Genomic DNA, 24538 nt, shown 5'->3' on the forward strand with positions numbered 1-24538 from the left:
AACCAGATGTATAATGTAAATATTCGAGTAGTTAGTTTGGATAAAGGTTCTGAGGTTTTTTTACCTTTTTTTAAGGTTATTAACTAATTTATCAGATCTTTTTCATGAGCTAACAGTGAAACCTTCTTTTAAAATGATATATACCAATTCCTTCGACATTGTTTTGCCAGCTGCTTTATTTCTTACAGTATCAAAAGTACATCGAAAGTCACATCCATTTTTATACTCACTACACCCATAAGCTGTTTTGCCTTTTAGGATGTGTCCCTTTTTACATTTAGGACAGGACATAGAATCCGATTTAGTTTTGGGTGTTGCTAAAGGAGCTGGCTTTTTCTGTTCCAAAACGACACCAAAACTGTCATCAAACCGCAATAAACCTTCTACAGTTCCTGTATCTGTTGCAAAGCCTTTTAGATTTACAGTAGCCCCTTTTTGTAATAGGCGGATATATTGTTTTTCGGATATTTTTTTACCGAGGTAGCTAAAGGGTAGATTAAAATTACATCCTTCTTTATAAGTGCTACAACCAAAAGCCGATGTTCCTTTTAACATTGTTCCTTTTTTACATTTTGGACATTTTTCCGCAGTAATTTGAGAGGTTTTCTTTACTTTTTTTTCAGTTGTCTTTGCTTGTTTTTGATCAGTCTTATGAGAGATGTTTGCTCTTACTTTTTCTGTTCTCACCTCATACACCAATTGATCTACCATCTGTTTCATATTCTTTATAAAGGCACCTGCATGAAAATCACCTTTTTCGATCTCTTTCAATTGTTTTTCCCATCTTCCTGTTAGTTCAGCAGAAACAAGAAGCTTGTTTTGTATCGTATCAATGAGTTGCAGACCTGTAGTCGTTGGTAGTATTTGCTTTTTGTTACGTTCTATATATTTCCGTTTAAACAAAGTTTCAATAATATTAGCTCGCGTAGATGGTCTTCCTATGCCGTTTTCCTTCATTAGTTCGCGCATTTCATCATCATCCACTTGTTTACCAGCAGTTTCCATAGCTCTCAGCAATGTTGCTTCTGTAAATTGTTTTGGTGGTTTGGTTTGTTTTTCCAGAAATGACGGTTCGTGCGGGCCTTTTTCACCTTTAACAAAACCCGGAAGTAATCCGGTTTCTTTTTTACTTGGGGCATCTGGGTTTTCAAAAACAACCCGCCATCCTTTTTCAATAATGACTTTACCAGTTGTTTTAAATGGAACTGTAGCTGCTTTACCGATCACAGTAGTACTTGCAACTTTACAATCATCATAAAAGACTGCGATAAAACGTTTTACAATGATATCATAAACCTGCTTCAGATTGTATTGTAAATTTAGTTGCTCACCTGTGGGAATAATTGCGTGATGATCTGTTACTTTTTTGTCATTAAAAACTTTCGCTGATTTCTTAATTTTTTTATCTAGTAATGGCGTTGTTAATGTATTATAATCTGTTAGTTTCTCTAAAATTCTCGGTACTTTTGGATATACATCATTGGGTAAAAAAGTGGTATCGACTCTAGGATAGGTTACTACTTTTTGTTCATAAAGTTTCTGAACAATTTTTAAGGTTTCATCCGCAGAAAATCCAAACTTGTTATTACAATACACTTGTAACCCGGTAAGATCAAATAATTTTGGAGCATACTCTTTACCATTTTTTTTTGTGATAGTCACAATCTCAAAATCACTTTCTTTTACTTTATTGGCCAGTAATTCTCCATCTTCTTTTTTATAGAAACGTCCGTCTTCATAACTAAATAACGTATCCCTATATAATGTTTGAAGTTCCCAATAGGGTTGTGGTGTAAAATTTTGGATTTCCAGATAACGATATACTACCATTGCCAGTGTTGGCGTTTGTACCCTTCCTATTGATAAAACTTGTTTATAACCACCATGTTTTACGGTATACAACCGGGTGGCATTCATGCCTAACAACCAATCACCAATAGCTCTGGAAAAGCCTGCATAATATAAGTTATCATATTTTTCTGAAGGTTTTAAATTCTCAAATCCTTCTTTAATAGCCTCGGTGGTTAGCGAAGAAATCCACAAACGTTGTACTTTTCCTGTATAACCTGCTTGATTGATAACCCATCGTTGTATCAACTCTCCTTCTTGTCCAGCATCCCCACAATTGATAACTACATTTGCTTTATCAAAGAGGGATTTTACAATATTGAATTGTTTTTGAATACCTTGGTTATCCACAACTTTTATTTTGAATTTTTCGGGGAGCATCGGTAAATTATTAAGATCCCAGCTTTTCCAGTAAGGTTTATAATCATTGGGTTCATACAAGGTACATAAATGTCCAAAAGTGTAGGTAACTGCATATCCATTTCCTTCATAATAGCCATCACGTTTTGTGTTCGCTCCTAAAACGGTAGCAATTTCACGGGCAACACTTGGTTTTTCGGCTATACAAACCTTCATGAATAATTCTTTTATAACAAGGATGAAAAGTAAGAAATTTTGGATAAAAATAATAGCTGTATTGATAGGCAGATCAAGTTTTTATTTATCAGGATCTAGATCTTCACAGAAATTACTAGATTACCTAATCATTTCAGTATCGTTATTTTTTAGAAGATAGAAAAGGGATCATACTTAGACAAGAATTAAGATAGGTACTTTACCATAAATTTGAGTTTTAAAGGAAACGGTAGCACAACTATGGTAATTGAAAGCATAAAAATTTCTTCAAATACTCATTGTGCAAAAAATGGGTTTGAAATCTGAAAGAGTTATAATTTTTATAAAGGAAACAAACGTTTTTCTATCAAATTACTATCGGGTTTTTAAAGATTAACAAGTACATTTGTTAAAAATTGTTTTTTAATGGCAGGAAATACATTTGGAAACCTTTTCAGGGTAACCACTTTTGGAGAATCACACGGAGTAGCTATTGGTGGAATCATAGATGGCTGTCCATCTGGGGTAGCATTGGATCTTGAAGCAATACAAGCTGAATTAGACCGAAGAAAACCTGGACAATCAGCTATCGTTACACAGCGTAAAGAACCAGATACCGTAGTGTTTTATTCCGGTATATTCGAAGGAGTAACGACCGGTACTCCTATAGGTTTTGTTATTAAAAATGCTAATCAAAAATCCAAAGACTATTCACATATAAAAGACTCCTACAGACCTTCTCACGCAGATTATACGTATGATCAAAAATATGGAGTTAGGGATTATCGTGGTGGTGGTCGTTCATCTGCCAGAGAAACGGCAAGTAGGGTAGTAGCCGGAGCTATTGCAAAACAAGTGCTTTCTGGGGTTTCATTTAATGCCTATGTAAGTGGTGTTGGTGTAGTAAAACTGGATAAGCCATATACAGAACTCGATTTCTCATTAACAGAAAGTAATATTGTTCGTTGTCCTGATCCGATGAAAGCCAAGGAAATGGAACAGTACATCAAACAGATCCGGAAAGAAGGCGATACAGTAGGTGGTTTAGTAAGTTGTGCAATTGCTGGCGTTCCTATTGGATTAGGAGAACCTGTTTTTGATAAGCTGCATGCCGAATTGGGTAAAGCAATGCTGTCTATCAATGCTGTAAAAGGTTTTGAATATGGTAGTGGTTTTGCTGGATCAGAACTTAAAGGTAGTCAGCATAATGATTTATTCAATACAGACCGAACTACCAAAACTAATCTATCCGGAGGAATACAAGGAGGAATTTCTAATGGAATGGATATTTACTTTAATGTAGCTTTTAAGCCTGTAGCTACCATTATGCAGGATCAGGAAACCATTGACAAAGAAGGTAATGTGGTAAATATGCAAGGTAAAGGAAGACACGATCCTTGTGTTGTACCTAGAGCAGTACCCATCGTAGAAGCAATGGCAGCATTGGTTTTAGTGGATTATTGGTTAATGAATCGTACAATTAAAAAGTAATACTGAAGTTAAATATTCTGGTATTTTAGTGATTTCTATTTTTTTGTTTTTCTAACTAAGAAATAATAATTTCCTCTTCTTTTTTTATTTGATTTAGGTTGTAACGTAAATAAGATGAATTGAAAATTCACTGCAACCAAAACTTCTATGAGTTAATGTTTATCTGATTTTAGACAAGGTCTTGCTAAAGAATCATTCAAATTTGTCGATATAAATAAATACTAAAATTATGAAAAAAGTAATTCTAATAGTAACTTTAGCAGTGGTTGGATTTATTACTTCTTGTAGAGATACTAAAAAAGAAAAAGTTACTGTTGTTAAAGAGGTTGAAGTAGAAAAAAAGGAAAAAGGAGTGCTAGAGAGAGCAGCAGAAAAGGCAGATGAAGAAATCGACGAACAAATTGATAAAATGGGAGATGATAATTAATTGATCATTTTTCTTAGTGAAATAATTAGGATATAATTCTTATATCGTTCTATTTACGGTAATCTTCATAAGGTTACCGTTTTTTTGTTTTAAATTTATATCTTCGACTTTTTGTATTCAAAAAATTAGATAACTCACATGAAGAAACTTGCATTACATTGGCAAATCCTGATCGGGATGGTTGTCGGAGTATTATTCGGATTTTTAATGACTCAGTTTTCTTGGGGTAGCGATTTTACCGCAGACTGGATTAAACCTTTTGGTACTATATTTATTAACTGTCTTAAATTAATAGCAGTACCATTGATTCTTGCTTCTCTTATCAAGGGAGTTTCTGATCTCAAGGATATCTCCAAACTTTCAAAAATGGGAGGTCGAACCATTGCCACATACATTATCACTACAGTAATTGCTGTGAGTATTGGTTTGCTTGTGGTTAATATTGTAAAACCTGGTTCTGCTATTACCGAGGAAACACGTACAGAACTGATCGAAAGTTATAAAGGGGATGCGGATAGTAAAATAGCTGATGCAGAAAAACAAAAAAATGCAGGTCCTTTGCAAGCATTGGTAGATCTGGTTCCCAGTAATATTTTTAATGCCGCGGGTGATAATAGAAATATGTTACAAGTAATATTTTTTGCTATATTTTTTGGAATAGGGTTGATATTGATTCCTGAGGATAAAGCAAAGCCTGTAAAAGATTTTTTTGATGGTTTTAATGACGTAATTCTAAAACTTATTGATCTAATCATGTTAGCAGCTCCTTATGGTGTTTTTGCCTTATTAGCAGCTTTGGTAGTAGAATCTCCAAGTGCTGACTTGTTTGCTGCGTTAGGCATGTACGGAGTTTCTGTATTGATAGGTTTGGCGTTGATGATAGCGGTATACATACTAATAGTTTGGATTTTTACGAAAAGAACACCATCATTTTTTATCAACGGAATTTCTCCAGCTCAATTACTGGCATTTTCCACAAGTTCCAGTGCGGCAACTTTACCAGTAACAATGGAAAGGGTTGAAGAGCATTTAGGTGTGGAAAAAGAAGTAACAAGTTTTGTTTTACCAATAGGAGCGACAATTAATATGGATGGAACGAGTTTATACCAAGCGGTAGCGGCCGTATTTATTGCTCAAGCTTTTGGTATGGATTTAACCTTAGGAGCTCAATTGGGTATCGTAGCTACTGCTACATTAGCATCTATAGGTTCTGCCGCAGTTCCTGGGGCAGGAATGGTAATGCTGGTTATTGTACTTGCACAAGCAGGGATACCCGAAGCAGGTTTGGCATTGATTTTTGCTGTAGATAGACCACTGGATATGTGTAGAACTACAGTGAATGTAACTGGAGATGCTGCGGTATCTATGATGGTAGCCAAAAGTGTTGATAAATTAGGAAATCCTAAGATTAAAGATTGGGATGATAATTATCAAAAGAAGTAATACGATCTGTTTGTTATTGTTTTTCTAAAACTTGATGCGATACCATTGGGATCACATCTTTAGAGCGTATTGATGAATCAAATTCAACATGAAGGAAAGTATACCCATAGACGAGTTGTTAGAGCAACTATACAGTCCGTCAGATTTTAGAGAGATTGGTCATGAACTGGTGGATGTTTTGGCCGATCATTTGGATCAGGTACAATCACAAAAAGAACTTCCTGTTCTTACATATCAGCATCCGGAAAAAGAATTAACATATTGGAAGGATGATATGTCTTCTGATACAGGTTTGATGGATTTTTATAAAAAGATTCTGGAGCGATCTATTCATGTGCATCACCCGAGGTACATCGGACATCAGGTGGCAGTTCCTGCTGTGATTAGTAGTTTGTCAGGATTAGTAGCCGATCTATTAAGTAATGGCACTGGTGTTTATGAAATGGGAATGGCTTCCAATGCTTTAGAAAAAATAGTTACCGATTTTGTCTCAAAAAAAATAGGATATGGATCCGATGCAGCTGGTTTTCTTACCTCAGGTGGTACTTTGGCCAATCTAACCGCATTACTTGCAGCCAGACAAGCAAAGGCTCCCGGTTCGGTTTGGGAACATGGTCATCACGAAAACTTAGCGGTGTTAGTTTCAGAAGAAGCCCATTATTGCATTGACCGTGCCGCAAGGATTTTGGGATTTGGATCAGCGGGTATCATAAAAGTGCCAGCAAATAATTCTTATCAGATTGAAACTTCGTTATTAGAACAATATTTGATAGAGGCAACAAATAATGGATTAGTCGTGATTGCTGTAGTTGGTTGTGCGTCTTCGACATCGACAGGTTCTTACGATGATTTAGAGGCTATGGCTACGTTTGCTAAACACAATAATCTTTGGTTTCACGTAGATGGTGCACACGGAGCAGGTGTGGTCTTTTCTAAAAAATATAAACATCTTGCAAAAGGAATAGAGAAAGCAGATTCAGTGGTGCTTGATTTTCACAAAATGCTATTGACACCATCTTTAACCACTGCTTTGATTTTTAAACAAGCAACCACATCTTATAAGACTTTTGAGCAAAAAGCTCAGTATTTATGGGATTCTCAGCAATCCAGAGAGTGGTATAATTCAGGAAAACGAACCTTTGAGTGTACTAAATTGATGATGTCGATAAAAGTATATTCGATCATGAGAATGTATGGAACAGATATTTTTGAGAAAAACATAAATCGATTGTTTGATCTTGGAAAGTTATTTGCTCAAATGATATCCAATAGAAATGGTTTTGAATTGTTGGTAAACCCAGAAGCTAATATTGTCAATTTTAGATATATAAATATTGCTTCAGAAGATCTCAATACATTTAATTCTACCATACGCGAAAAATTGATCTTATCAGGAAAATTTTATATTGTACAAACTTTAATTGGTGATCATAGATATTTACGCACTTCCATTATGAATCCACTGACCAGCGAAGAAGATTTTGAAGCATTGTTAGATGAAATCGAATATATTGCGTCTTGTTTAAGATCAGCTATATAGATTTTTTTCTATGTTTCAATAACATCTTAAGGTTATTCTTTAATTAGTGAGGCTCTAGAAATTCTATTTTAAGAGATAAAATATCAAGTTATTTTTTTCCCATACGCAACCAATAGGTAAGGAATTCATCTAACAAATAAATTAACGAATAAACAGCAATGTATGAAATGCTTTTGTGTCCTATTATTTTCGGTTATACTTTTTAGTTGTAGCAATGATGATGATAATGTAGAACCTACACTACAGGGAAAATGGAACCTAGTTAATGTATCCGGAGGGTTTGCTGGATTAGATGAAGATATTGCTAAAGAAATCATTGTTTGGGATTTTAATACGGTGACAGGTATGGTAACTATACAGAACTCGATAACCGATGCTTCTTTTAATACTGTATTAGAATCCGGAACCTACCCATATAGTGTTTCGGCACCGGCAGATGCAGATCTGTTAATTGTGAACGAAGTAAGTCTTGGTAGATTTAATTTGCAAAGTACCTCTTTTACCGTTGAAGAAACTTTTGAAGATGGGTTTATATTTCTTTTCGAACGATAACCAATTACCTTAACGTTTCCGTAATAGTTAGAAACGTTAAGGTAATTTTTAAAAGCAAAGGTTATAAATTAACCCTTTTGTTTTTAGGGTATTTTAATTGATAGGAAAACTGTTTTTCAAGTTGTGTATTAGGCTTTACATTTAATTTCCATCTCATTATTCCTGTATTACTATTATAGCTACTATCATTCGTTTCTATAGTGTCAATTTTGATTTCTTTATTTTGAGAGATTGGAATTCGATCTTCCAGAATCAATTGAATCGTATGTTTCTTATTATTTTTTAGTTGTAAGGAATACCCTAGATCCACGATTCTGTTATTTCCATAAAAGGATTTACTTTTAAAAGTTTTGAGAGGCTTTCTTTTTACTACAATATTGGGATCTGTTCCTAAAGAAACAGTCAAACTATCTGTTGTGGCTTGTGGATCAATAGTTGTTTTTCCTGCATAACTTCCTTCAAAATAAATAGTGGCTTCACCCGCAAGTAGATCAAACTGTTCCCAATTACCTAATTTAGCAGTCAAAAATACATTTTCATTCAACTCTGGAGCCACATAATAACTGTATTTAGCTTTGATATCAAAATTATCAATTTCAATTGTAGTTATATCGGTGTTGGATTTAATTGTGTATCTCTTTTTAATAACGAAGCGGGTATTTGTGACTCCTTCTTCCTTAGATGCCACAGTAAGATTGTATGCTTCTTTTTTTACTTGTACACCAGAAGTTTTCCCGCTTAATTTGGATGAAGATACGTACCCACTAATGACCACTTCTTCTAATGCATTGTCATCTTCTTTCAGGTTTACATTAACAACAGAGCTCCCGATGGTTATTTGTTCTGTGATAAAGCCTAGATACGAGAAAGATAATTGTTTTCCTTGTTGAATAGCAATGGTATATTTACCTTCAAAATCGGTAGTAGTTCCATTGCTGTGTCCTGTTTCAATTACATTAACACCTGTGATCGGAAGTCCTTGTTGATCTGTTACAATTCCGCTAACAGTTTTTACAGTAGGATTATACGTAGCAGAATATCGATTCGTAGCACTCTTTCTTTTATAATTAGCATAACCAAAGTTTAAATACCTCGTAGTTAGATTTGGTTTTAAATTATTTGTATTTGGATCGCCAGTAGATAGAATTACTTTCGTATCATTCCAATCCGTTCCAGTTTTTTGGTATACATTAGCCTTATATATTATTTTTACAGGAGTATCTGTGTTTTTTGATTTAATATCGTATACAGGAAACCATCCAGCGTCGGTAACATTGTATTGTAATTTTAGCCCAAGATTTGTGGCAGCAGGTACATCTATCTTGACCTTGATTTCTCCTCGTTCTTCTTTGGTGTTATCACTAAGTCTATTTATTTGGTTGACAATACCTTTAATCTCATCCTGTAATTTGTTCTTCTGTAATTTGATTGTATATGTTTCATTTTGAATAACTACTGATCGTTCTCTGTAATAAGTAGATAGTTGTTTTACCTTGTCTAGCGAAAGTGCCACTTGCTCACTACCTATTCGTTGGTTGTTTTCTAATAACTTTTTTTCCTGATGAAATCCCGAAAGCAAATTTTCTAATGTATTTTCTTCTAATAATAGTGCTTCTAATCGATTTCCTAATGCATCTAATTCTTTGGAGTTTTTTTTCTTTTCAAGATAATTAATGACATATTTTATAGATAAAATGGATACATTCTTTAAGCCCGAAATTTGTATACTGTTTTCATCAATCTTGTTAGAAAGATCAGAGAATACGATTTCATGTATTCCTGGCGGCAGATCAGTAATTGCCATTCTCTGTATACTTGCTCCGGATATATAAACGGTAACTTCATTTATGGAAGAAGACAGTCTTATCTCATTGTTCCCAAAAATGAAGGTTGGTAAAAGTACTATTAATAGCATAAGGGTTCTCATGGTTATTTGTTTTTTGGATTTAAAACGAATGTAATATGGTTTTATTCAGAAATAAAGTGATACTTAGTGAAGTAGCCATTTGATTGAGTTAACACTAACAATAAGTAAGTTTACAGGTTTAAAAAACTCCATTTAATACTAATCACTTAATAAAATAGGGGGAAAACCCCTATAGGATTCTTAGCTAAAGTCCCCTTCCTTTGCAGAGTAGATAAACTTACTTTTGAACCACACATATTAATAAATCTTAATACACTCATTATGAAACGGCTTTTTCTACCCATAGCTTTAATCACTTTTGCAGTTATATGTTTGAGTATCGTACATATAGACAATGTGAACAAGCTGGATAAAAAATATAATCAGTTAAGAGAGAAACACGAAATAGAAAATAGTTTGGGTACCGAAATTACCACGGTCGAGAAATTAGATAATAACGAGAAATTAGATAGTAAATGAGGAGCGGATCAGGATACGTTACAATCCAATCAGGAAAAGAAAGAAATTTCTTCTGATATGGAAAAATAAAGGGAAAACAAAAAGAGTAACGGATCACTCCAAAACTGTCTTGCAGCTTTCTGTAAGGCAGTTTTTTTATGAGGTAACGATAAGGACCACTTTCTAGTATCATAGTATTCATAGCTATCTCTATAATGTATTGTTTCTACGAATTCTAATTAAGTGTCTACGAATTCTAAAATACCTACATGCTCACTGAATAATCATGATTACTTTTAAACCGTAATTAAAGGATGGTCTTTTTTTGCTAACCAAATCATTGAAACCCAAAATAACGATGAAAAAGCTTATCATACCATTTATACTAATTTGCTTTGCAATAGCATGCTTAGGTTTTATACATATAGATAATATGAATAATCCTGAATTGAATAGGGTAACATCAAAGGGGGGAAGTTTTGATTATAATTCATAATGTTATTGCAAAAGTAAATAGTATGTTATTGGTCGATAAAGAGGGCTTTTAGCTTTGGAGTTGGAATCATACAACTCTCTTTTTTACCAAACCACTTATATCTGTTTTTCGAAATAATATCGTAAACACAATCTCTTAAGAACTTAGGGAAGATTAGAAAAACAGAAAGTAACGGGTAACCACCAGACAGCTGTTTTGCTATACGCAGAGCAGCTGTTGATTTATGATAATATGCCACGGATGGTTCTATAAGCAAGATCGTATCCAGTTTAGAAATATCGATACCTCTTTCTTCTGCTAATTTTTTACCTATTTTACTTTGTAAAGAAGCATATCTGAACACATCATTTTTATCGCGTTTGATAATAAAATTCACTGCGCCATTACAGAGATTACATACACCATCAAATAATATAACCTTTTTCCCTTCAATATTCATACAACAAAGATAAGTACGAATAATCAATTCCTCCTATGGATTATAATTTCATTATGATTCAATTATTTTAAAATAATCGAATCAATGACCTGTCTGGTGGTGATTTGTAGATTCTGTGGTAAGGCATTATCTTTTGGTAAGACCGCCAGATATCTGTCATTATTGGAATCAAAAACTTGTTTAAAAGCAGGATTTTCTAACTGCAACATATCACAAATTTCGGTAATGAGATCCAGGTGATAAATCAGATCAGTACTTCCCAGATGAAAAATACCTTTTTTTCCTTGGTTAATAATGAAGTGTAATTGTTGTGTTAATTTCGAAATTGATGTGGCATTGATAATCACATTCGGAAAGACCTCTATGGGTGCGTCTAGGTCGTACAATGTCTTTAGTTCTTGTACTCTTGGTGTACCCGCTCCAAAAACCATTGGAATTCTCGCTATCACATATTTATGTGTTGGTAAGCGCATTAGTGCATTTTCAATTTTAATTTTCAATCTACCAAAAACACTGGTGCTTAACGTTTTATCATATTCATAAGAAGGATAGTTACTAAAGGTGTCAAAGACGTTAGCACTGGATAGGAATATTAATTTGGATGTATTTGTCTTTATCCATTGTATGATGCGCTGATGTGCATCTAACTGTGAATTAAAATTACCTCTAATAGCAGAAACGATCACTGTGGGTTTTAGATTGTCTAATAGTATAGAGATATCTTCCAGCTCCATGTCATACTGAAAGAATTTCTGATTTTTCTCGTAAAATGTATTGTCTGTACGATAGGTACCATAAGTATCAAAATAGGAATTAAGCTCTTTATAAAGAGCATTTCCTATGAATCCGCTAGCGCCTATGATAAGAATTTTTTTCAATACTGGTTATATCCTTAAAAAAGTTAAGTTTCTAAGATCACTACTTGGTGTAATCCTGAAACTTAACGTAAGCTTTATTATTGTTATAAAATAATTATCCTTTATAAAAAGGTAATTTTACTACGGTGGCTGGGATCGCTTTTTTACGTACCTGAATGTTAATGTTACTTCCTGATGTAGCCAAAAATTTTGGTACATATCCTAAACCTATTCCTTTTCCAAGAGACGGCGACATGGTACCAGAGGTAACTACTCCGATTTTTTGCCCATTACCATCTACGATATCATATCCCTGCCTTGGTATTCCCCTTTCATCCAATTCAAAACCTACAAGTTTTCTTTCTGTTCCATGTTCTTTTTCTTTTGCTAATGCTTCTGCATTTACAAAATCTTTGGTGAATTTGGTGATCCATCCCAACCCTGCTTCTATAGGAGAAGTTTCGTCAGTAATATCATTCCCATAAAGACAATATCCCATTTCTAATCGCAAAGTATCTCTTGCGGCCAAACCTATTGGTTTGATTCCAAATTCTGCACCTGCTTGCATTACTTTATCCCAGACCTGTTGTACTTCAGAATTTTTACAATAGATCTCAAAACCACCACTGCCAGTGTATCCGGTCGCAGAAATAATTACATGTTCGATACCGGCAAAGTCTGCAATTTCAAAGGTATAGAACTTCATTGCTTCCAGATCAACAGAGGTTAGAGATTGCATAGCTAATGCTGCTTTTGGTCCCTGAATTGCTAATAACGAATATGTTTCCGATAGATCCCGCATATCTGCGTTCATGATATTGTGACTTTTAATCCAGTCCCAATCCTTCTTAATATTAGAAGCGTTTACTACTAGTAAATATTTTTCGTCTGCTATTTTGTACACAATTAGGTCATCCACAATACCTCCTTTATCATTTGGCAGACAACTGTATTGTGCCTTTCCATCGACTAATTTGGATGCATCATTAGAAGTGACTTTTTGAATTAAATCCAATGCGTGCGGTCCTGTTATTAAGAATTCTCCCATATGTGATACATCAAAAACACCAACACCATTTCGAACAGTCTCGTGTTCTATATTAACTCCTTCATAAGATACCGGCATATTATATCCGGCAAACGGAACTATTTTGGCGCCTAATGCAGTATGAGTTTCTGTTAATGCAGTGTTTTTCATAATCGTTCTATTTGTAGAATTAAGAATCAAATGGACGCCGAAAGTAAAAAACTTTGTGCTGGTATACAATCCTTTTATCTGATAAATTATTAACTTTTTACTAATCCAGAAGCGAATAATTACGGATATAATAATAATGTCGTAAAGTCGCTGTGTTTTTTTATAACTTTATCAGGAATTATTCGTTTTTAAACGATATGTCTGCTGGTTATTCAGAAACTTCACTTGCAAAAAAATTAGGATTAAAAGAAAGGGGTACGGCTTTTTTCTATAACCTTCCGGATCATTATTAGATATTTCTTTTAGATGCAACTATCAATAAAAAAACTAAATAAAGCAGAACAAGAAGGAGCAGATTTCATTCACAGTACATTTTTATCTAATAAAGTTCATAGAGCTTCGATAAAGCACTTAATTTCCAAAAATCTGATACACGAACATTTAATTCCATGATATGAAATTATCTAAAAAAATTGCGTACGCAAGTACCGCGCTCATTCTGATACTTTTGATGTATGTTGTTGCGAATAAATGGGCAACGTATCAAATAGAAAAAGAATTGATGAAACTTTCGGATAATGAAGTTTCAATCGCCTATGAATCGGTCGATGTTCAGCTTATAAATCGAAAGGTCAGGTTACAAGAAGTACTCATTAGAAACCAGAAAAATAACAAACTTTTTGTAGAAACAGTATCATTATCGGGTATCGAAATCATAAAGTTGCTTATTGACAATGAAATACATGCATCCCATTTAACTATTATAAAACCTAGTGTAACCAAAATTGATACAGCAAAGGAAAAAGAGACTAAAAAAAGAGATTCATCGAGTAGCAAGCAGTTTTTAGTTGCTATAGAAAATGTATCAGTCAAACAAGGTACGGTAGTTTTTAAAAAAAGCACCGATGATCAGAATAACTATTTTAGTATCAGTAACTTTTCATTAGAAATCAAGGATGTAAGACTGTCAGATACAACTATGAACCAAACAATACCTTTCGCGTTCACTTCGCAGGTATCAGAATTTAAAGGGATCAACTATAGGTTGAATGAGTTTCATACGTTTTCGATTCCAGTATTAATAAGCAATAACGAAAAGATTGAACTACATAACTTTCAGATCAATCCGACGATGAGCAAATCCGAATTTTTAAAATCCATAGCTAGGGAACAGGATTACATGAAGCTACAAGGAAAACATTTGGTAATCAACTCTCCAAAAATTACCACATTACCAACGGGTCAAACCGTGTTGAAAGTGAATGAATTAAAACTGGATAGTATATCTTTTGATGTTTACAGAGATAAAAGGCTTGCAGATGATACATCACCAAAACCGATGTATAGTAAATTGATTCGTGATATAAGTACAGGGTTTATCATTGATTCGACCCGTATTCAAAGGAGTTATATACGCTATGAAGAGCATCCTGATAATGAAAAAAATCCGGGATTATTAGAATTTCATGAGGTAAAAGCACAAATATCTGCGATTAGTAACTTACCAGGTACGTCTAAGGTGGATGCTCATATTTCTGCTATGTATATGAAACAAGCACCAATGCAGTTACATTGGAGTTTTGACGTGCAGGATACATCTGATACTTTTCTTATAGAAGGTTCTGTCAAAAAAATTCAAGCCGAGTCTATGAATTCTTTTCTGGTTCCGGTTACAGATGTTAGGGCAGTAGGAGTCATAGATGAATTATATTACACGTACCAAGGCAATGCAATAGAAGCTTCTGGAGCTATGAAAATGAGGTTTGATACGTTTGAATTGAAAGCAGCCTCGGGTTCGACAAAAAAAATAACTAAAATTCTTACTTCCATTGCTAATGTCGTTATCAGTGATAAAAAAGATGAAGGTCTAGTTTCAGAAGATGCCATTGCCGTTAAAAGAGATCAAACTAAATCATTTTGGAATTACTTTTGGCTTTGCATTAAAAACGGAATAGTAAAAACAATGATATGATAGTATGGTATTTTGTGTTTTATTAGAAACTAAACCTAAGCAACCTAATCGTTTTTGCTGCATCTATATAAAAAAATAATATAGTGATGAAAAAATATACTTTTCTTTTTTTGATCCCTTATTTAAGCTTGTTCTCTTGTGATAACGATGATGCAGATAACAGCAATCCCGATATCGTAGGAACATGGAGGTTGGTAGCACAACTGGTGGATCCTGGAGATGGTAGTGGCACATTCCAACCAATAAACAGTGATTTAGAATTAGAATTTATGGAAGCTGGGATATTAAATGTATCTAATGGAACGCTTTGCTCACTAGCAATTGATACCGCAGGAAGTAGTGTAGAAAGTTATTCTATCGATGAGAATACGATTGCTGTTGCCTGTGACAACCCTGTAACAATTAGTTTTGAGATCTCCAAAGGAAGCTTATTTCTATATTATCCTTGTATAGAAGGTTGCGCGCAGCAGTATCAGAAACTATGACAAATGCAGCGTTTACCTGTACAATGTGAGATATTTAAGTAGGATAACAATGGTCAAAACAATCACTGTAAGAATCGAAACTATAGATCCAATTTTTTTCCATCTTTGGAGTGTTTTAGTATCTCCGAACCCCACGGGTTTTTGAATATATAATCCATTCGGGATGTTTAGCGAACCAATGGTGTCGAATAACTCATCAATCGTAATTTTCCCTCTCAAAAACTCAATAAAAATAGGGTTTTTACGAATAAGGTCATGATTTCCTTTTTGTTTGATCACAGTATATTCATCACATACATAGATTTTGGTAGCTAAACTTTGTAAATGGGTGATTGCTATATTTTGATCATGAACTTCTTTGGTTGTATATAGCGTGAAGTTACCTATCTTTTTTGTCGTTGTTGTATCTTCTCTAATTTTCAGAGGATGTTCTAGCAATGCTTTTTGTACATCTCCTTTGATCACCAACAATTCTCCTATTGCTATACGACCAGAACCACCCATGTTCTCTGCGTATGCTTTTAATCTTAAATACTTCTCGTGGTTTTCGGCAGTAAGTATATCATCTTCTAATTTGTGAAATGACAACCCTATAGAATGGACTTCTTCTTCAAAAACAGATGCAAACTTCTTAAGTAATAACATGGCTGTTTATTTAGTATTATATATGACTATAGTGGTCTTTTTAAAATAGCAAATCCCGTTCTAAAGAAAAGAACAGGATTTGCAAAATAACCCCCATCAATTAAGGAAACTAAACTTACTCTTTTCTAAGTAATTACTGCATAAGCTTTTTAGACAACTCTTGTAATTCAGCTGACTTAGCAATCATGTAATCATTCAGTTTTTGTACATCGTCACCAGAAAGGTTCCCCATTACTTCTTGAGCTTTGGCACCTAATTCCTGACCTTTTTGACCTAAAGAAGCAAAAGCAGTCATATCCTTACTTTCTACCACTTTCTTGTATTCTTCAATATAAGCTTCGTAAGAATTTACATATTCTTGTACTTTTTCATCACTAAAACTTGGTACACCATCTGATGCTGCAGCTTCAGTGTTATCAGTTTCTTCTTCTTCTGTTTCTTCAGTTTGAGATACTTCTTCAGTTCTCTCATCGTTATCAGTTGCTTCTGATTTTGTTTCGTTTTTACAAGAAGCTGTAAATAGAACAGCTACAATTAGTGCGAAATTTAAAATGGTTTTCTTCATGATTTTTATATAAGTATTAAATAATTGGTTTGTTAGTTATTAACGAGACAAATATATGCCGAATTTAATCGTTACCAAACACTTTTTTCAGTGAAAAAAACCCCCTGTTTTCAGGGTGTCCATATGAAATTGCCCTCTTATCAGAAGTCAAGTCGTTGATATTTAGTTATTTGATCTGGTTTTATATAACTAAAATTCAAGTTTATAGGATAACCATACTAAATAAGGGATAAATCCCTGTTTTTAAAGAGTTGAATCCCCGTTGATACTTGATAAACAGTACCGTAAGTTTATCATATCAACTTTTAAAATATATTATTTATGAAATTAAAAACAACAATGGTATGGTGTCTTATGATATGGATTACTGCATTATCATGGTCCCAACAGACAAAAACAATCAACCAACAACAGTTTTTAGAAGAGAAAAATGGTTGGAAATTGGTTGATGAGCAGACCGGTCAAAAGTTTGTAGTAAGTGACGAAATTACAATTCAGTTTACCAAAGCACCTTCGCAGCAAGAGATCGAAAGGTTGGAAAGAACGTATGGAATGAAATTTATGAGAAGCAATAGATTAGGTTTCTATGATTTCAAAATTACAACCAAGAGTAAGATACTTGACTCGTATGAAAGGATCAGTAGAGAAGTAGCAGCAAAACAGGTTTTTGTCAATACGATAGGAACCTATATTTTGACACCCAATGATCCACAATTTGGACTGCAATGGGGATTGGAACAAGCAAGTGATGCTGATATTGATGCAGAAGACGCCTGGGATATCAGTACCGGAAACAGTTCGGTAATTGTGGCAATTTTAGATAGTGGAACAGACTGGACTCACGAGGATTTGGGCTTAGGAACCGACGGGTATCAGAATGTATATCTTAATCCTGGAGAAGATGCCTGGACAAACCCTAATGATCCAACTACCGGAAATGGGGTAGATGATGATGGTAACGGTTTTGTAGATGACTGGAAAGGCTGGGATTTTCATAACGCAGACAACGATTCCAGAGGGCCCTTTTGGCACGGGACTCATGTAGCCGGAATTGTTGGAGCCAAAACGAACAACAATACAGGGATCTCTGGTATCGCAGGAGGTAATAATGGTGTAGGATCCCGATTGATGTTAGAAGGTGTCGGTGATAATTTTCCGAATGGCGCAATTATAGACGATGCAATTATTTATGCAATGGATAATGGTGCTGATGTAATTCAGTTTAGTTTAACAGTTGGCAGTAATGCAGCAATTAATACAGCATTGCAGAATGCGTATAATGCAGGTGTGTTTATTGTAGGTGCAGCAGGTAATTCTGGAGCCGGAGCAATTTCGTATCCCGCGTCGAATGCGAATGTCTTTTCTGTTGGAGCAACTACTGCCGCCGACGCAAGAGCAGCATTCTCTCAGTTCGGAACTAATTTGGATTTGGCAGCGCCAGGAGTGGGTATTCGCAGTACCCAGATTGGAAATACGTATGCTAATAGCGACGGTACGTCTTTTGCCGCACCGGCTGTATCAGGTACGGTTGCATTAATGCTTTCTGTAGATCCAACATTGAGCAATCAGGAAATAGAGGATATTCTAAAATGTACAGCAGATAAAGTGGGCGGATATAACTATAACTGGAGTGCTGCACAGCCTGGACATTCTCAGGAACTTGGATATGGAAGACTAAATGCGCACCAGGCGGTCTTAGCAGCAGACACTTCTGATATGTACATTAGAGACACCGTGGCGGATGATGGAACAGAACCATCCTCAGGAACCATGTATCTTAGTCCGGATATCTGGGTACGTAATGATGATGATGGCGTACTAACTCATGAAAACCCGGAATATAAATTACTAAGCCCAAATTGGGTATATATAAGGATCAATAGAAAGGATTGCTCTAATATCGATGACGGAGTTTTAAAATTATACTTTAGTAAAGCTTCTACAGGATTGTCCTGGCCATTGCATTGGGATAATTATTATCAGATGGTGAGCGGTGCTAATGTGTTGCACGGTGATTTTATAGGTGATGCCGCTATCCCAACCTCTCCAGATGATGAAATAATTGTAAAAATCCCTTGGTACCCGCCAAACCCGGCAGATTTTACAAACGATGTACATCACTTCTGTTTATTGGCGAGAATAGAATCTGCCACCGATCCAATTGGAGCAGAAGGAACATCAGTATGGAACAACACCAAAAATAATAATAACATAGCCTGGAAAAATGTAAGTGTATATGATATCAATGCATTTAACAACACAGCACCGTATGTATTTATCAGAAATGTTGACAAGCGGGTCAGAGCGATTAATTTATCATTGGATGTAACTGAAAATAAAACCGATATACCATTCGAGAAGATAGGAGCTTTTTATATCATTCCTGATGAGAAGTTAAACGAATTATTAGCAGAAGCCAAGATGGAAGGCATCGAACGGGTCGATAGAAATGTCTATAGAATATATTCACCAAAGGCTCGCATCTATGAAGTACGTGCAGAACCGTATCAGACCTTTAGTCTTCAACTTTTGGTAAAGCCAGAAGTAGCTCTTAAAGAAGGTACTTATCTAAATTATAATATTTTACAAACTGATGAAAAATTCCAACCGATGGGGGGAGAGCAGTTTACCATAGGTAATTTTGGAGGAAAGGAAGAGGATCGTGAAGACACAACACCATCAGAAGATATGAAGACAATTAACTTTACTGCTTATCCTAATCCAACACAAGGTGAAGTTACTATACGTCTTAATGACACCTATACGAATGTAGGGATAGTGATCAGAAACATGGCGGGAGATGTCATCTATGCAGATCATCAAAAAGAAACAGATCAATTCAATTTAGAATTAAAAGGATACAAAGGATTGTATTTTGTAAAAATCACTGCAGCCAATGGAGTAACCACCACAATGAAGTTGCTTAAGAATTAGTAAATGTATGAATACCCCAAGATTAAATAAAACCGCTCTTTTCTTTAGAGCGGTTTTTTCTGTAAGTGATCATGCTTTGCAATTCATTCGTGGATGTTTTTTTGCTACTTACCGATCTAAAGGGTAGAATTAAATGGATTACACTTAGTTTAGATCACGAAATGTAATACATTTGTTGCCTATGCAATACCTTAAAGACTCTATATATTATCATGATGCTATACATGAATTAAATTATTCTTTTGGAAATTTTTATTTGTTTGACGGATTCGTAGTTGGAGAGTTTAGAGAAGATACAGTGGTTACTTGGGATGACCACGCAAAACTTTTAGTAGAAGATTTAACGAACCTTTATGATCATAATGGTGATAATGTAGTGTATATCACCAATCGGGTACACTCGTATGCGGTAAAACCGAGTGATTGGATAAAGTTTTATAGGAGTGATTATAAAATGAGAGGATATGCCATTATAAGTTATACTAAAAAAGGAATACTTAATGCATTGATAGAAAAACTCTTCATAAAAAGTAGGTTTCGTAGTTTCGAATCTTTAGCTGATGCAGTTACTTGGGCTAAAAGCTTAACCAAATCTCCTGTCTCCAAATAAATATTATTTCGTTTTGTATGCGCTGAATGATTTTATAGCCATTTGATTTCTTACATAATAGATCGCCTATATCTAAATTAACAGTTTATCACGGGAAAATATACCTATATCGAAATATTTCGTGGTGGTAACCGCTGTTACATATATTTTTGATATTTTCAACTTTCCAAATACCAAATTCAACCGCTTATGGCCTTTCAGGCAAAACTATTTATTAATGACGAAGAGCGAAATGTAATTGACAGTACATTTTTATATCAACAACTGATGGATAGCAATGGTCGTCCTAAAACTACGATTCAGGATGGTAAAATCAATGTTTTAATAGAATCCACTAAGAATGACGAGTTGTTTTACGATTGGATGTTTTCCACACATACCACGTATAACGGATATGTTCGATTTTTTAAACGAGATGGATTTAGTAAACTATTTGATTTCGAATTTGCGAACTGCCATTGTGTTCATTTAGAGGAAAAATTTAATGCAGAAGGGAATAGTCCGTTAAAAATGGAATTGGTATTGTCGCCAGGTATCCAGAGAGTGCGTGGTCAGATTTTTGAAAAAAACTGGAATCCTAGCAATCCTTTTACGAATGCTACACCGATTACGGAACGGGAAGAGAACGCAGAGCCTGAAATAGAGGATATGTATTATACAGATATGAATGGAGAAATGATTCCGGATGATGAATTGCAATCAGGTACTGCAGTGTATCTAGTTCTAAAAACCAAGAATAGTGTTGGTAAGGATGTTGATATAGATCTTGATGATAATGAAAATGATTTTAAGTACAATGGAGAAGTTTTAGTTAATGATGTTATAGAAGATTTAGTAATCAAGTCTGATACACAAAAAATAAAATTGGAGATTATTTCTCAAAAAAAATAGATTATGCCTACTTTAAAATTTAAGGATTTTCCAAATATTTTTAAAACCATTACTCCACTTAGTATCGTAAGACCAAAAGTTACTAAAGCGTATTTTGCGGAAGCTACTATAGAAGAAGTGGAGGTAGAGGGCGAATCAGGCGAACAAGAAAGTGAAATATATACAGTAGTTTCTGGTGATACGCTAGGTAAAATTGCGAATAAAAAAGGAACAACAGTATCAGCTATAATAGAAAGCGATGAAACGATTACTACTGCGAATCAAAACAGCCTTAATATAGGACAAGAAATTACATTACCAAGTACTGTAGCAGCAAAAGAAAAGAAAAAGAAAATAACTTTTAAAAAAGTTGATACAGGTAATTTAGGGCAAGAAATATACGTTATTGTAGAGACTGAATTATTGCAAGGTAAAACCATGGCTATTAATGTTCGTCAAGGAAAGGAAAAGGGAATTGAAGAACAGGATGAGAATATAATGTTTAAGGATGATCAAGATAATTACCATACTATGGTGAAGACAACTATCGGTGGTATGTGCGAGACTGATTATTTAAATAAAAATGATTTTGCCGATCAAGCTATTTTTAAGATAGCTATTGATAGTAGTGATAAAGAAAAAAAAGACGGTTGGATTCAATCTTTGAATGATGCTACCGATAAGAAAACCTTATTATACATTTTAGCCGATGCACATACTTTAGAGGGTCAAACGGAATTGAATATTCAATATTTTGGAGATACTGAAGAAGGAGAAATAAGAGGGGAAAAAATTACAAACCGATGGTTAGATACGGATGGACAATGGTTTGAATTCAAAAAAGGTTGTGATTGTGGACAGAAATATGATAAACAATTCAAGTGTGTAAAAAGCGGTAGCAAATATGGTCCTTTGTACATGGGGAATCAAAAATTGGCAGATTATAAACATTGGGATTCTTTAATAAATGAAGGGAGAATAACAAAAATGGAAAAAGACATTTTAGTAGGAATGTCTGAGAATGAGGGTAATTTGGATAGTGTTCAGTCTTATGATAGTGAAATATTGACTGTTGGTGCTATGCAAAAAACTATAAATCCTATCGGAAAAGGAGAATTTCCAATACAAGTTGAAGAATTCAAAAAAAGTAATCCTGATAAATATAAAAATCTATTTGAAGATTGTGGATGGACTGCTGATGAAAAAAAAATGTATTATAATGATCCAAATGATTCATCATCTTCAAAAATTACGGGAAGTGCCTTAAAAACCAAAATAAGAGAAGGTTTTGTAAGTAGTGAATATAATAAAAAGATAAAATGTAAGCCACTAGAACCTATTGTGAGAGCTTCCAAAGATAAAGATTTTCAAGCTAAACAGGTTGGAGATTTTATTGATAGATTGAGAAATAAAGTATTACCTCTAAAGCCAACTGGATATACATATAAACTTTCTGATTATTTAGAATCTAAATTAGGTAGAGCATTGGTTTTGGATCATCATGTAAATAGACCAGGGCACGTCAAAAAATACTTTGGAGAAGCACTTAATCGTTTTTTTAAAAAGAAAGATGATGAAGTAGAGGAAAGAAATAAGGATAAAAAGGAAGAAGAAAAGGAGAGTAAAATATCTAGAAAACCTTCTGAGTGGGGTGAACAACATTCATCTTATGAGAAAGCAATAATTAAGATATATGGGCCTCTAAGAGGAGAGAAATTAGCAGGTGTCAAACATCCTATGACTCATGCTACTAAAAGATATAATAACCTTAAGAATAAGCTATGAGAGTAATAATTTCTTTAGTGTTAGCATTATGCTTTTTTAATAGTTGTAATTCAAATACTAAATCGAGTACCAGTGTTAGTAATAATAAAGAACTAAAAGAAAACAAAAATAATATCAAATCCTCCTTAAAATCTGTTTCACAAGAAAAGATTTATGAGAATCCTGATGATGACAACATTCAGTTTAAATATGGTGATTTGATCTATAAAGACTCTATTAATAATATAAATATATGGAATTCCATTTATATAATTATTAATGGAAAAACAAAGAAAATTAGTTCAGGAAAACGAAATTTTTATACAGACTATGAACAGATTGGTTGGTATAGTGATAATAAATTGTTCGTATATAAAATATTTCATGGTAACTTAAATAAAGATTTATCAGAAAATATTAAAAATGCGTATAATACATCTAATGTGTTTTTTGATATTGAGTTCAATTTTCATGGAGAACCCTTATTTACAGAGGATTTAGATTGTTATCTTGCTCATAATGATAGGATTAGATGTTTTGATAAAGAGTATCCTGAAGATGATAATAATTTGGTGCTAATTAGAGATTTAATTTTTAAAGATGTAGATCAAGTAATTTCTTCGAAAAATAGTATACCTAAAGAAAGAATTGAGAAATATTTAGATATTTTAGAAGGTTTTGATTTCAAATCAAGTACATATGGTCTTTTGTTTAAATATTTGATAGATATTAATAATAAATACTCTACTTTAAATACGAAAAAAGATCATTCCTTTTTAAATGAATCTTTATTCTATAAAATTAAGAATATTAACTTTCTGACTCTAAAAGATGAGCCATCTATAAAAAATTATAATAATCTAGCTTATTACCTAGAACAATCCAAAGCTTATGAAGAGGCTGTTTTTCTTTTAGAAAAGATCACTAAAGAAGCACCAAACAGAACAGTCGCATATATTAATCTAGGAGATGCATATTGGGGATTAGAAGAAGAAGAAAAGGCTAAAAAAGCTTATCAGACTTATATAGAACAAATGAAAGCTAATGGTAAAGAATCTAAAATACCAAAAACTGTTCTAGAAAGAATGTAAATATGTAACTCCATTTCTTTATTATATCCATTATAATATGTTTTTCTCATGTAAAGGAAAAAAGAGTAGAAAGATTTCTTCTATTGATGATAAAACATCTAAAGATATCAGCATTGATACGATAAGTAGCGATAAACAGGTTGATACTATAATACCTACTATAAAAATGATCCTTTAATTTTTAAGCTTAGTGATAGGGTATCTCATTTCCCAGACAAAGAAGAAAACGGTTGGAAGAAGATTCAAGTAAAAAAACTTGAGAATGGAGTTATGGTTAATGTTAATATACCTAAAAAGTTAAGTTACGATAAAAGTGATGTTCCGGACTTTTTTGAAATCTCATCCCAAAAATAGAACTCAGACTACAAGCTTGCAGTACATTTCTAGTTGG

At 33.9% G+C, this 24538-nt stretch carries 20 protein-coding genes; 13 read left to right on the forward strand and 7 right to left on the reverse strand.

Going from position 1 to position 24538, the window contains the following annotated elements; genetic code table 11:
- Positions 1 to 102 precede the first annotated feature (102 nt).
- Positions 103 to 2424: a type IA DNA topoisomerase gene (locus ACWGOQ_RS08360; RefSeq protein ID WP_452057492.1), complete on the reverse strand. Its 2322-nt coding sequence runs from the start codon at positions 2422 to 2424 to the stop codon at positions 103 to 105.
- 405 nt (positions 2425 to 2829) lie between these two features.
- Here ACWGOQ_RS08360 and aroC point away from each other — a divergent pair, with 405 nt between their 5' ends.
- From aroC to ACWGOQ_RS08385, 5 genes are all read left to right on the forward strand, one after another.
- Positions 2830 to 3894 (forward strand): chorismate synthase, encoded by a 1065-nt coding sequence (gene aroC / locus ACWGOQ_RS08365; RefSeq protein ID WP_452057493.1) that lies wholly within the window; start codon positions 2830 to 2832, stop codon positions 3892 to 3894.
- 229 nt (positions 3895 to 4123) lie between these two features.
- Positions 4124 to 4321 (forward strand): hypothetical protein, encoded by a 198-nt coding sequence (locus ACWGOQ_RS08370; RefSeq protein ID WP_452057494.1) that lies wholly within the window; start codon positions 4124 to 4126, stop codon positions 4319 to 4321.
- Between the two features lie 138 nt (positions 4322 to 4459).
- On the forward strand, positions 4460 to 5764 hold the full coding sequence (locus ACWGOQ_RS08375; protein WP_452057495.1) for a dicarboxylate/amino acid:cation symporter: 1305 nt from the start codon (positions 4460 to 4462) through the stop codon (positions 5762 to 5764).
- 88 nt (positions 5765 to 5852) lie between these two features.
- Positions 5853 to 7304: a pyridoxal phosphate-dependent decarboxylase family protein gene (locus ACWGOQ_RS08380; protein WP_452057496.1), complete on the forward strand. Its 1452-nt coding sequence runs from the start codon at positions 5853 to 5855 to the stop codon at positions 7302 to 7304.
- Between the two features lie 162 nt (positions 7305 to 7466).
- On the forward strand, positions 7467 to 7856 hold the full coding sequence (locus ACWGOQ_RS08385; RefSeq protein ID WP_452057497.1) for a hypothetical protein: 390 nt from the start codon (positions 7467 to 7469) through the stop codon (positions 7854 to 7856).
- 61 nt (positions 7857 to 7917) lie between these two features.
- Here the strand turns inward: ACWGOQ_RS08385 and ACWGOQ_RS08390 are convergent, their stop codons facing one another.
- Entirely contained in the window at positions 7918 to 9783 is a 1866-nt protein-coding gene (locus ACWGOQ_RS08390; RefSeq protein WP_452057498.1) for a mucoidy inhibitor MuiA family protein, read from the reverse strand.
- 261 nt (positions 9784 to 10044) lie between these two features.
- On the opposite strand from ACWGOQ_RS08390, the gene ACWGOQ_RS08395 reads away from it, so the two are divergent.
- Positions 10045 to 10242: a hypothetical protein gene (locus ACWGOQ_RS08395; RefSeq protein ID WP_452057499.1), complete on the forward strand. Its 198-nt coding sequence runs from the start codon at positions 10045 to 10047 to the stop codon at positions 10240 to 10242.
- Positions 10243 to 10742: 500 nt separating this feature from the next.
- Here the strand turns inward: ACWGOQ_RS08395 and ACWGOQ_RS08400 are convergent, their stop codons facing one another.
- The 3 genes from ACWGOQ_RS08400 to gcvT form a co-directional block, all read right to left on the reverse strand.
- Positions 10743 to 11156 carry a thiol-disulfide oxidoreductase DCC family protein gene (locus ACWGOQ_RS08400; protein WP_452057500.1) on the reverse strand — a complete coding sequence of 138 codons (414 nt, stop codon included), beginning with the start codon at positions 11154 to 11156 and terminating at the stop codon, positions 10743 to 10745.
- A 62-nt stretch (positions 11157 to 11218) separates the two neighbouring features.
- The gene (locus tag ACWGOQ_RS08405) at positions 11219 to 12034 is read right to left on the reverse strand and encodes a sugar nucleotide-binding protein (protein WP_452057501.1); all 816 of its coding nucleotides are present in this window, start codon (positions 12032 to 12034) and stop codon (positions 11219 to 11221) included.
- 94 nt (positions 12035 to 12128) lie between these two features.
- On the reverse strand, positions 12129 to 13211 hold the full coding sequence (gene gcvT / locus ACWGOQ_RS08410; RefSeq protein WP_452057502.1) for a glycine cleavage system aminomethyltransferase GcvT: 1083 nt from the start codon (positions 13209 to 13211) through the stop codon (positions 12129 to 12131).
- A 454-nt stretch (positions 13212 to 13665) separates the two neighbouring features.
- On the opposite strand from gcvT, the gene ACWGOQ_RS08415 reads away from it, so the two are divergent.
- Together ACWGOQ_RS08415 and ACWGOQ_RS08420 are read left to right on the forward strand one after the other, a co-directional pair.
- Positions 13666 to 15183: an AsmA family protein gene (locus tag ACWGOQ_RS08415; protein ID WP_452057503.1), complete on the forward strand. Its 1518-nt coding sequence runs from the start codon at positions 13666 to 13668 to the stop codon at positions 15181 to 15183.
- Between the two features lie 86 nt (positions 15184 to 15269).
- A complete protein-coding gene (locus ACWGOQ_RS08420) occupies positions 15270 to 15668 on the forward strand; it encodes a hypothetical protein (protein WP_452057504.1) in 399 nt (132 codons plus the stop codon).
- 12 nt (positions 15669 to 15680) lie between these two features.
- On the opposite strand, the gene ACWGOQ_RS08425 is transcribed toward ACWGOQ_RS08420, so the two are convergent.
- Both ACWGOQ_RS08425 and ACWGOQ_RS08430 read right to left on the reverse strand, forming a co-directional pair.
- Positions 15681 to 16313, reverse strand: coding sequence for a hypothetical protein (locus ACWGOQ_RS08425; RefSeq protein WP_452057505.1), 633 nt, complete (start codon positions 16311 to 16313; stop codon positions 15681 to 15683).
- Positions 16314 to 16446: 133 nt separating this feature from the next.
- The gene (locus tag ACWGOQ_RS08430) at positions 16447 to 16878 is read right to left on the reverse strand and encodes a hypothetical protein (RefSeq protein WP_452057506.1); all 432 of its coding nucleotides are present in this window, start codon (positions 16876 to 16878) and stop codon (positions 16447 to 16449) included.
- A 321-nt stretch (positions 16879 to 17199) separates the two neighbouring features.
- Here ACWGOQ_RS08430 and ACWGOQ_RS08435 point away from each other — a divergent pair, with 321 nt between their 5' ends.
- The 5 genes from ACWGOQ_RS08435 (at position 17200) to ACWGOQ_RS08455 (ending at position 24147) form a co-directional block, all read left to right on the forward strand.
- Complete coding sequence (locus ACWGOQ_RS08435) at positions 17200 to 19812, forward strand: S8 family peptidase (RefSeq protein WP_452057507.1); 2613 nt, start codon at positions 17200 to 17202, stop codon at positions 19810 to 19812.
- Between the two features lie 181 nt (positions 19813 to 19993).
- Complete coding sequence (locus tag ACWGOQ_RS08440; protein ID WP_452057508.1) at positions 19994 to 20422, forward strand: hypothetical protein; 429 nt, start codon at positions 19994 to 19996, stop codon at positions 20420 to 20422.
- Between the two features lie 189 nt (positions 20423 to 20611).
- Complete coding sequence (tssD, locus tag ACWGOQ_RS08445) at positions 20612 to 21313, forward strand: type VI secretion system tube protein TssD (RefSeq protein WP_452057509.1); 702 nt, start codon at positions 20612 to 20614, stop codon at positions 21311 to 21313.
- A gap of 3 nt (positions 21314 to 21316) precedes the next feature.
- Entirely contained in the window at positions 21317 to 23077 is a 1761-nt protein-coding gene (locus tag ACWGOQ_RS08450; protein ID WP_452057510.1) for a LysM peptidoglycan-binding domain-containing protein, read from the forward strand.
- Positions 23074 to 24147: a tetratricopeptide repeat protein gene (locus ACWGOQ_RS08455; RefSeq protein WP_452057511.1), complete on the forward strand. Its 1074-nt coding sequence runs from the start codon at positions 23074 to 23076 to the stop codon at positions 24145 to 24147. The genes ACWGOQ_RS08450 and ACWGOQ_RS08455 overlap by 4 nt, the downstream gene beginning before the upstream one ends.
- Positions 24148 to 24538: the final 391 nt, after the last annotated feature.

The sequence above is a fragment of the Aquimarina ulvae genome (genome assembly GCF_053613295.3).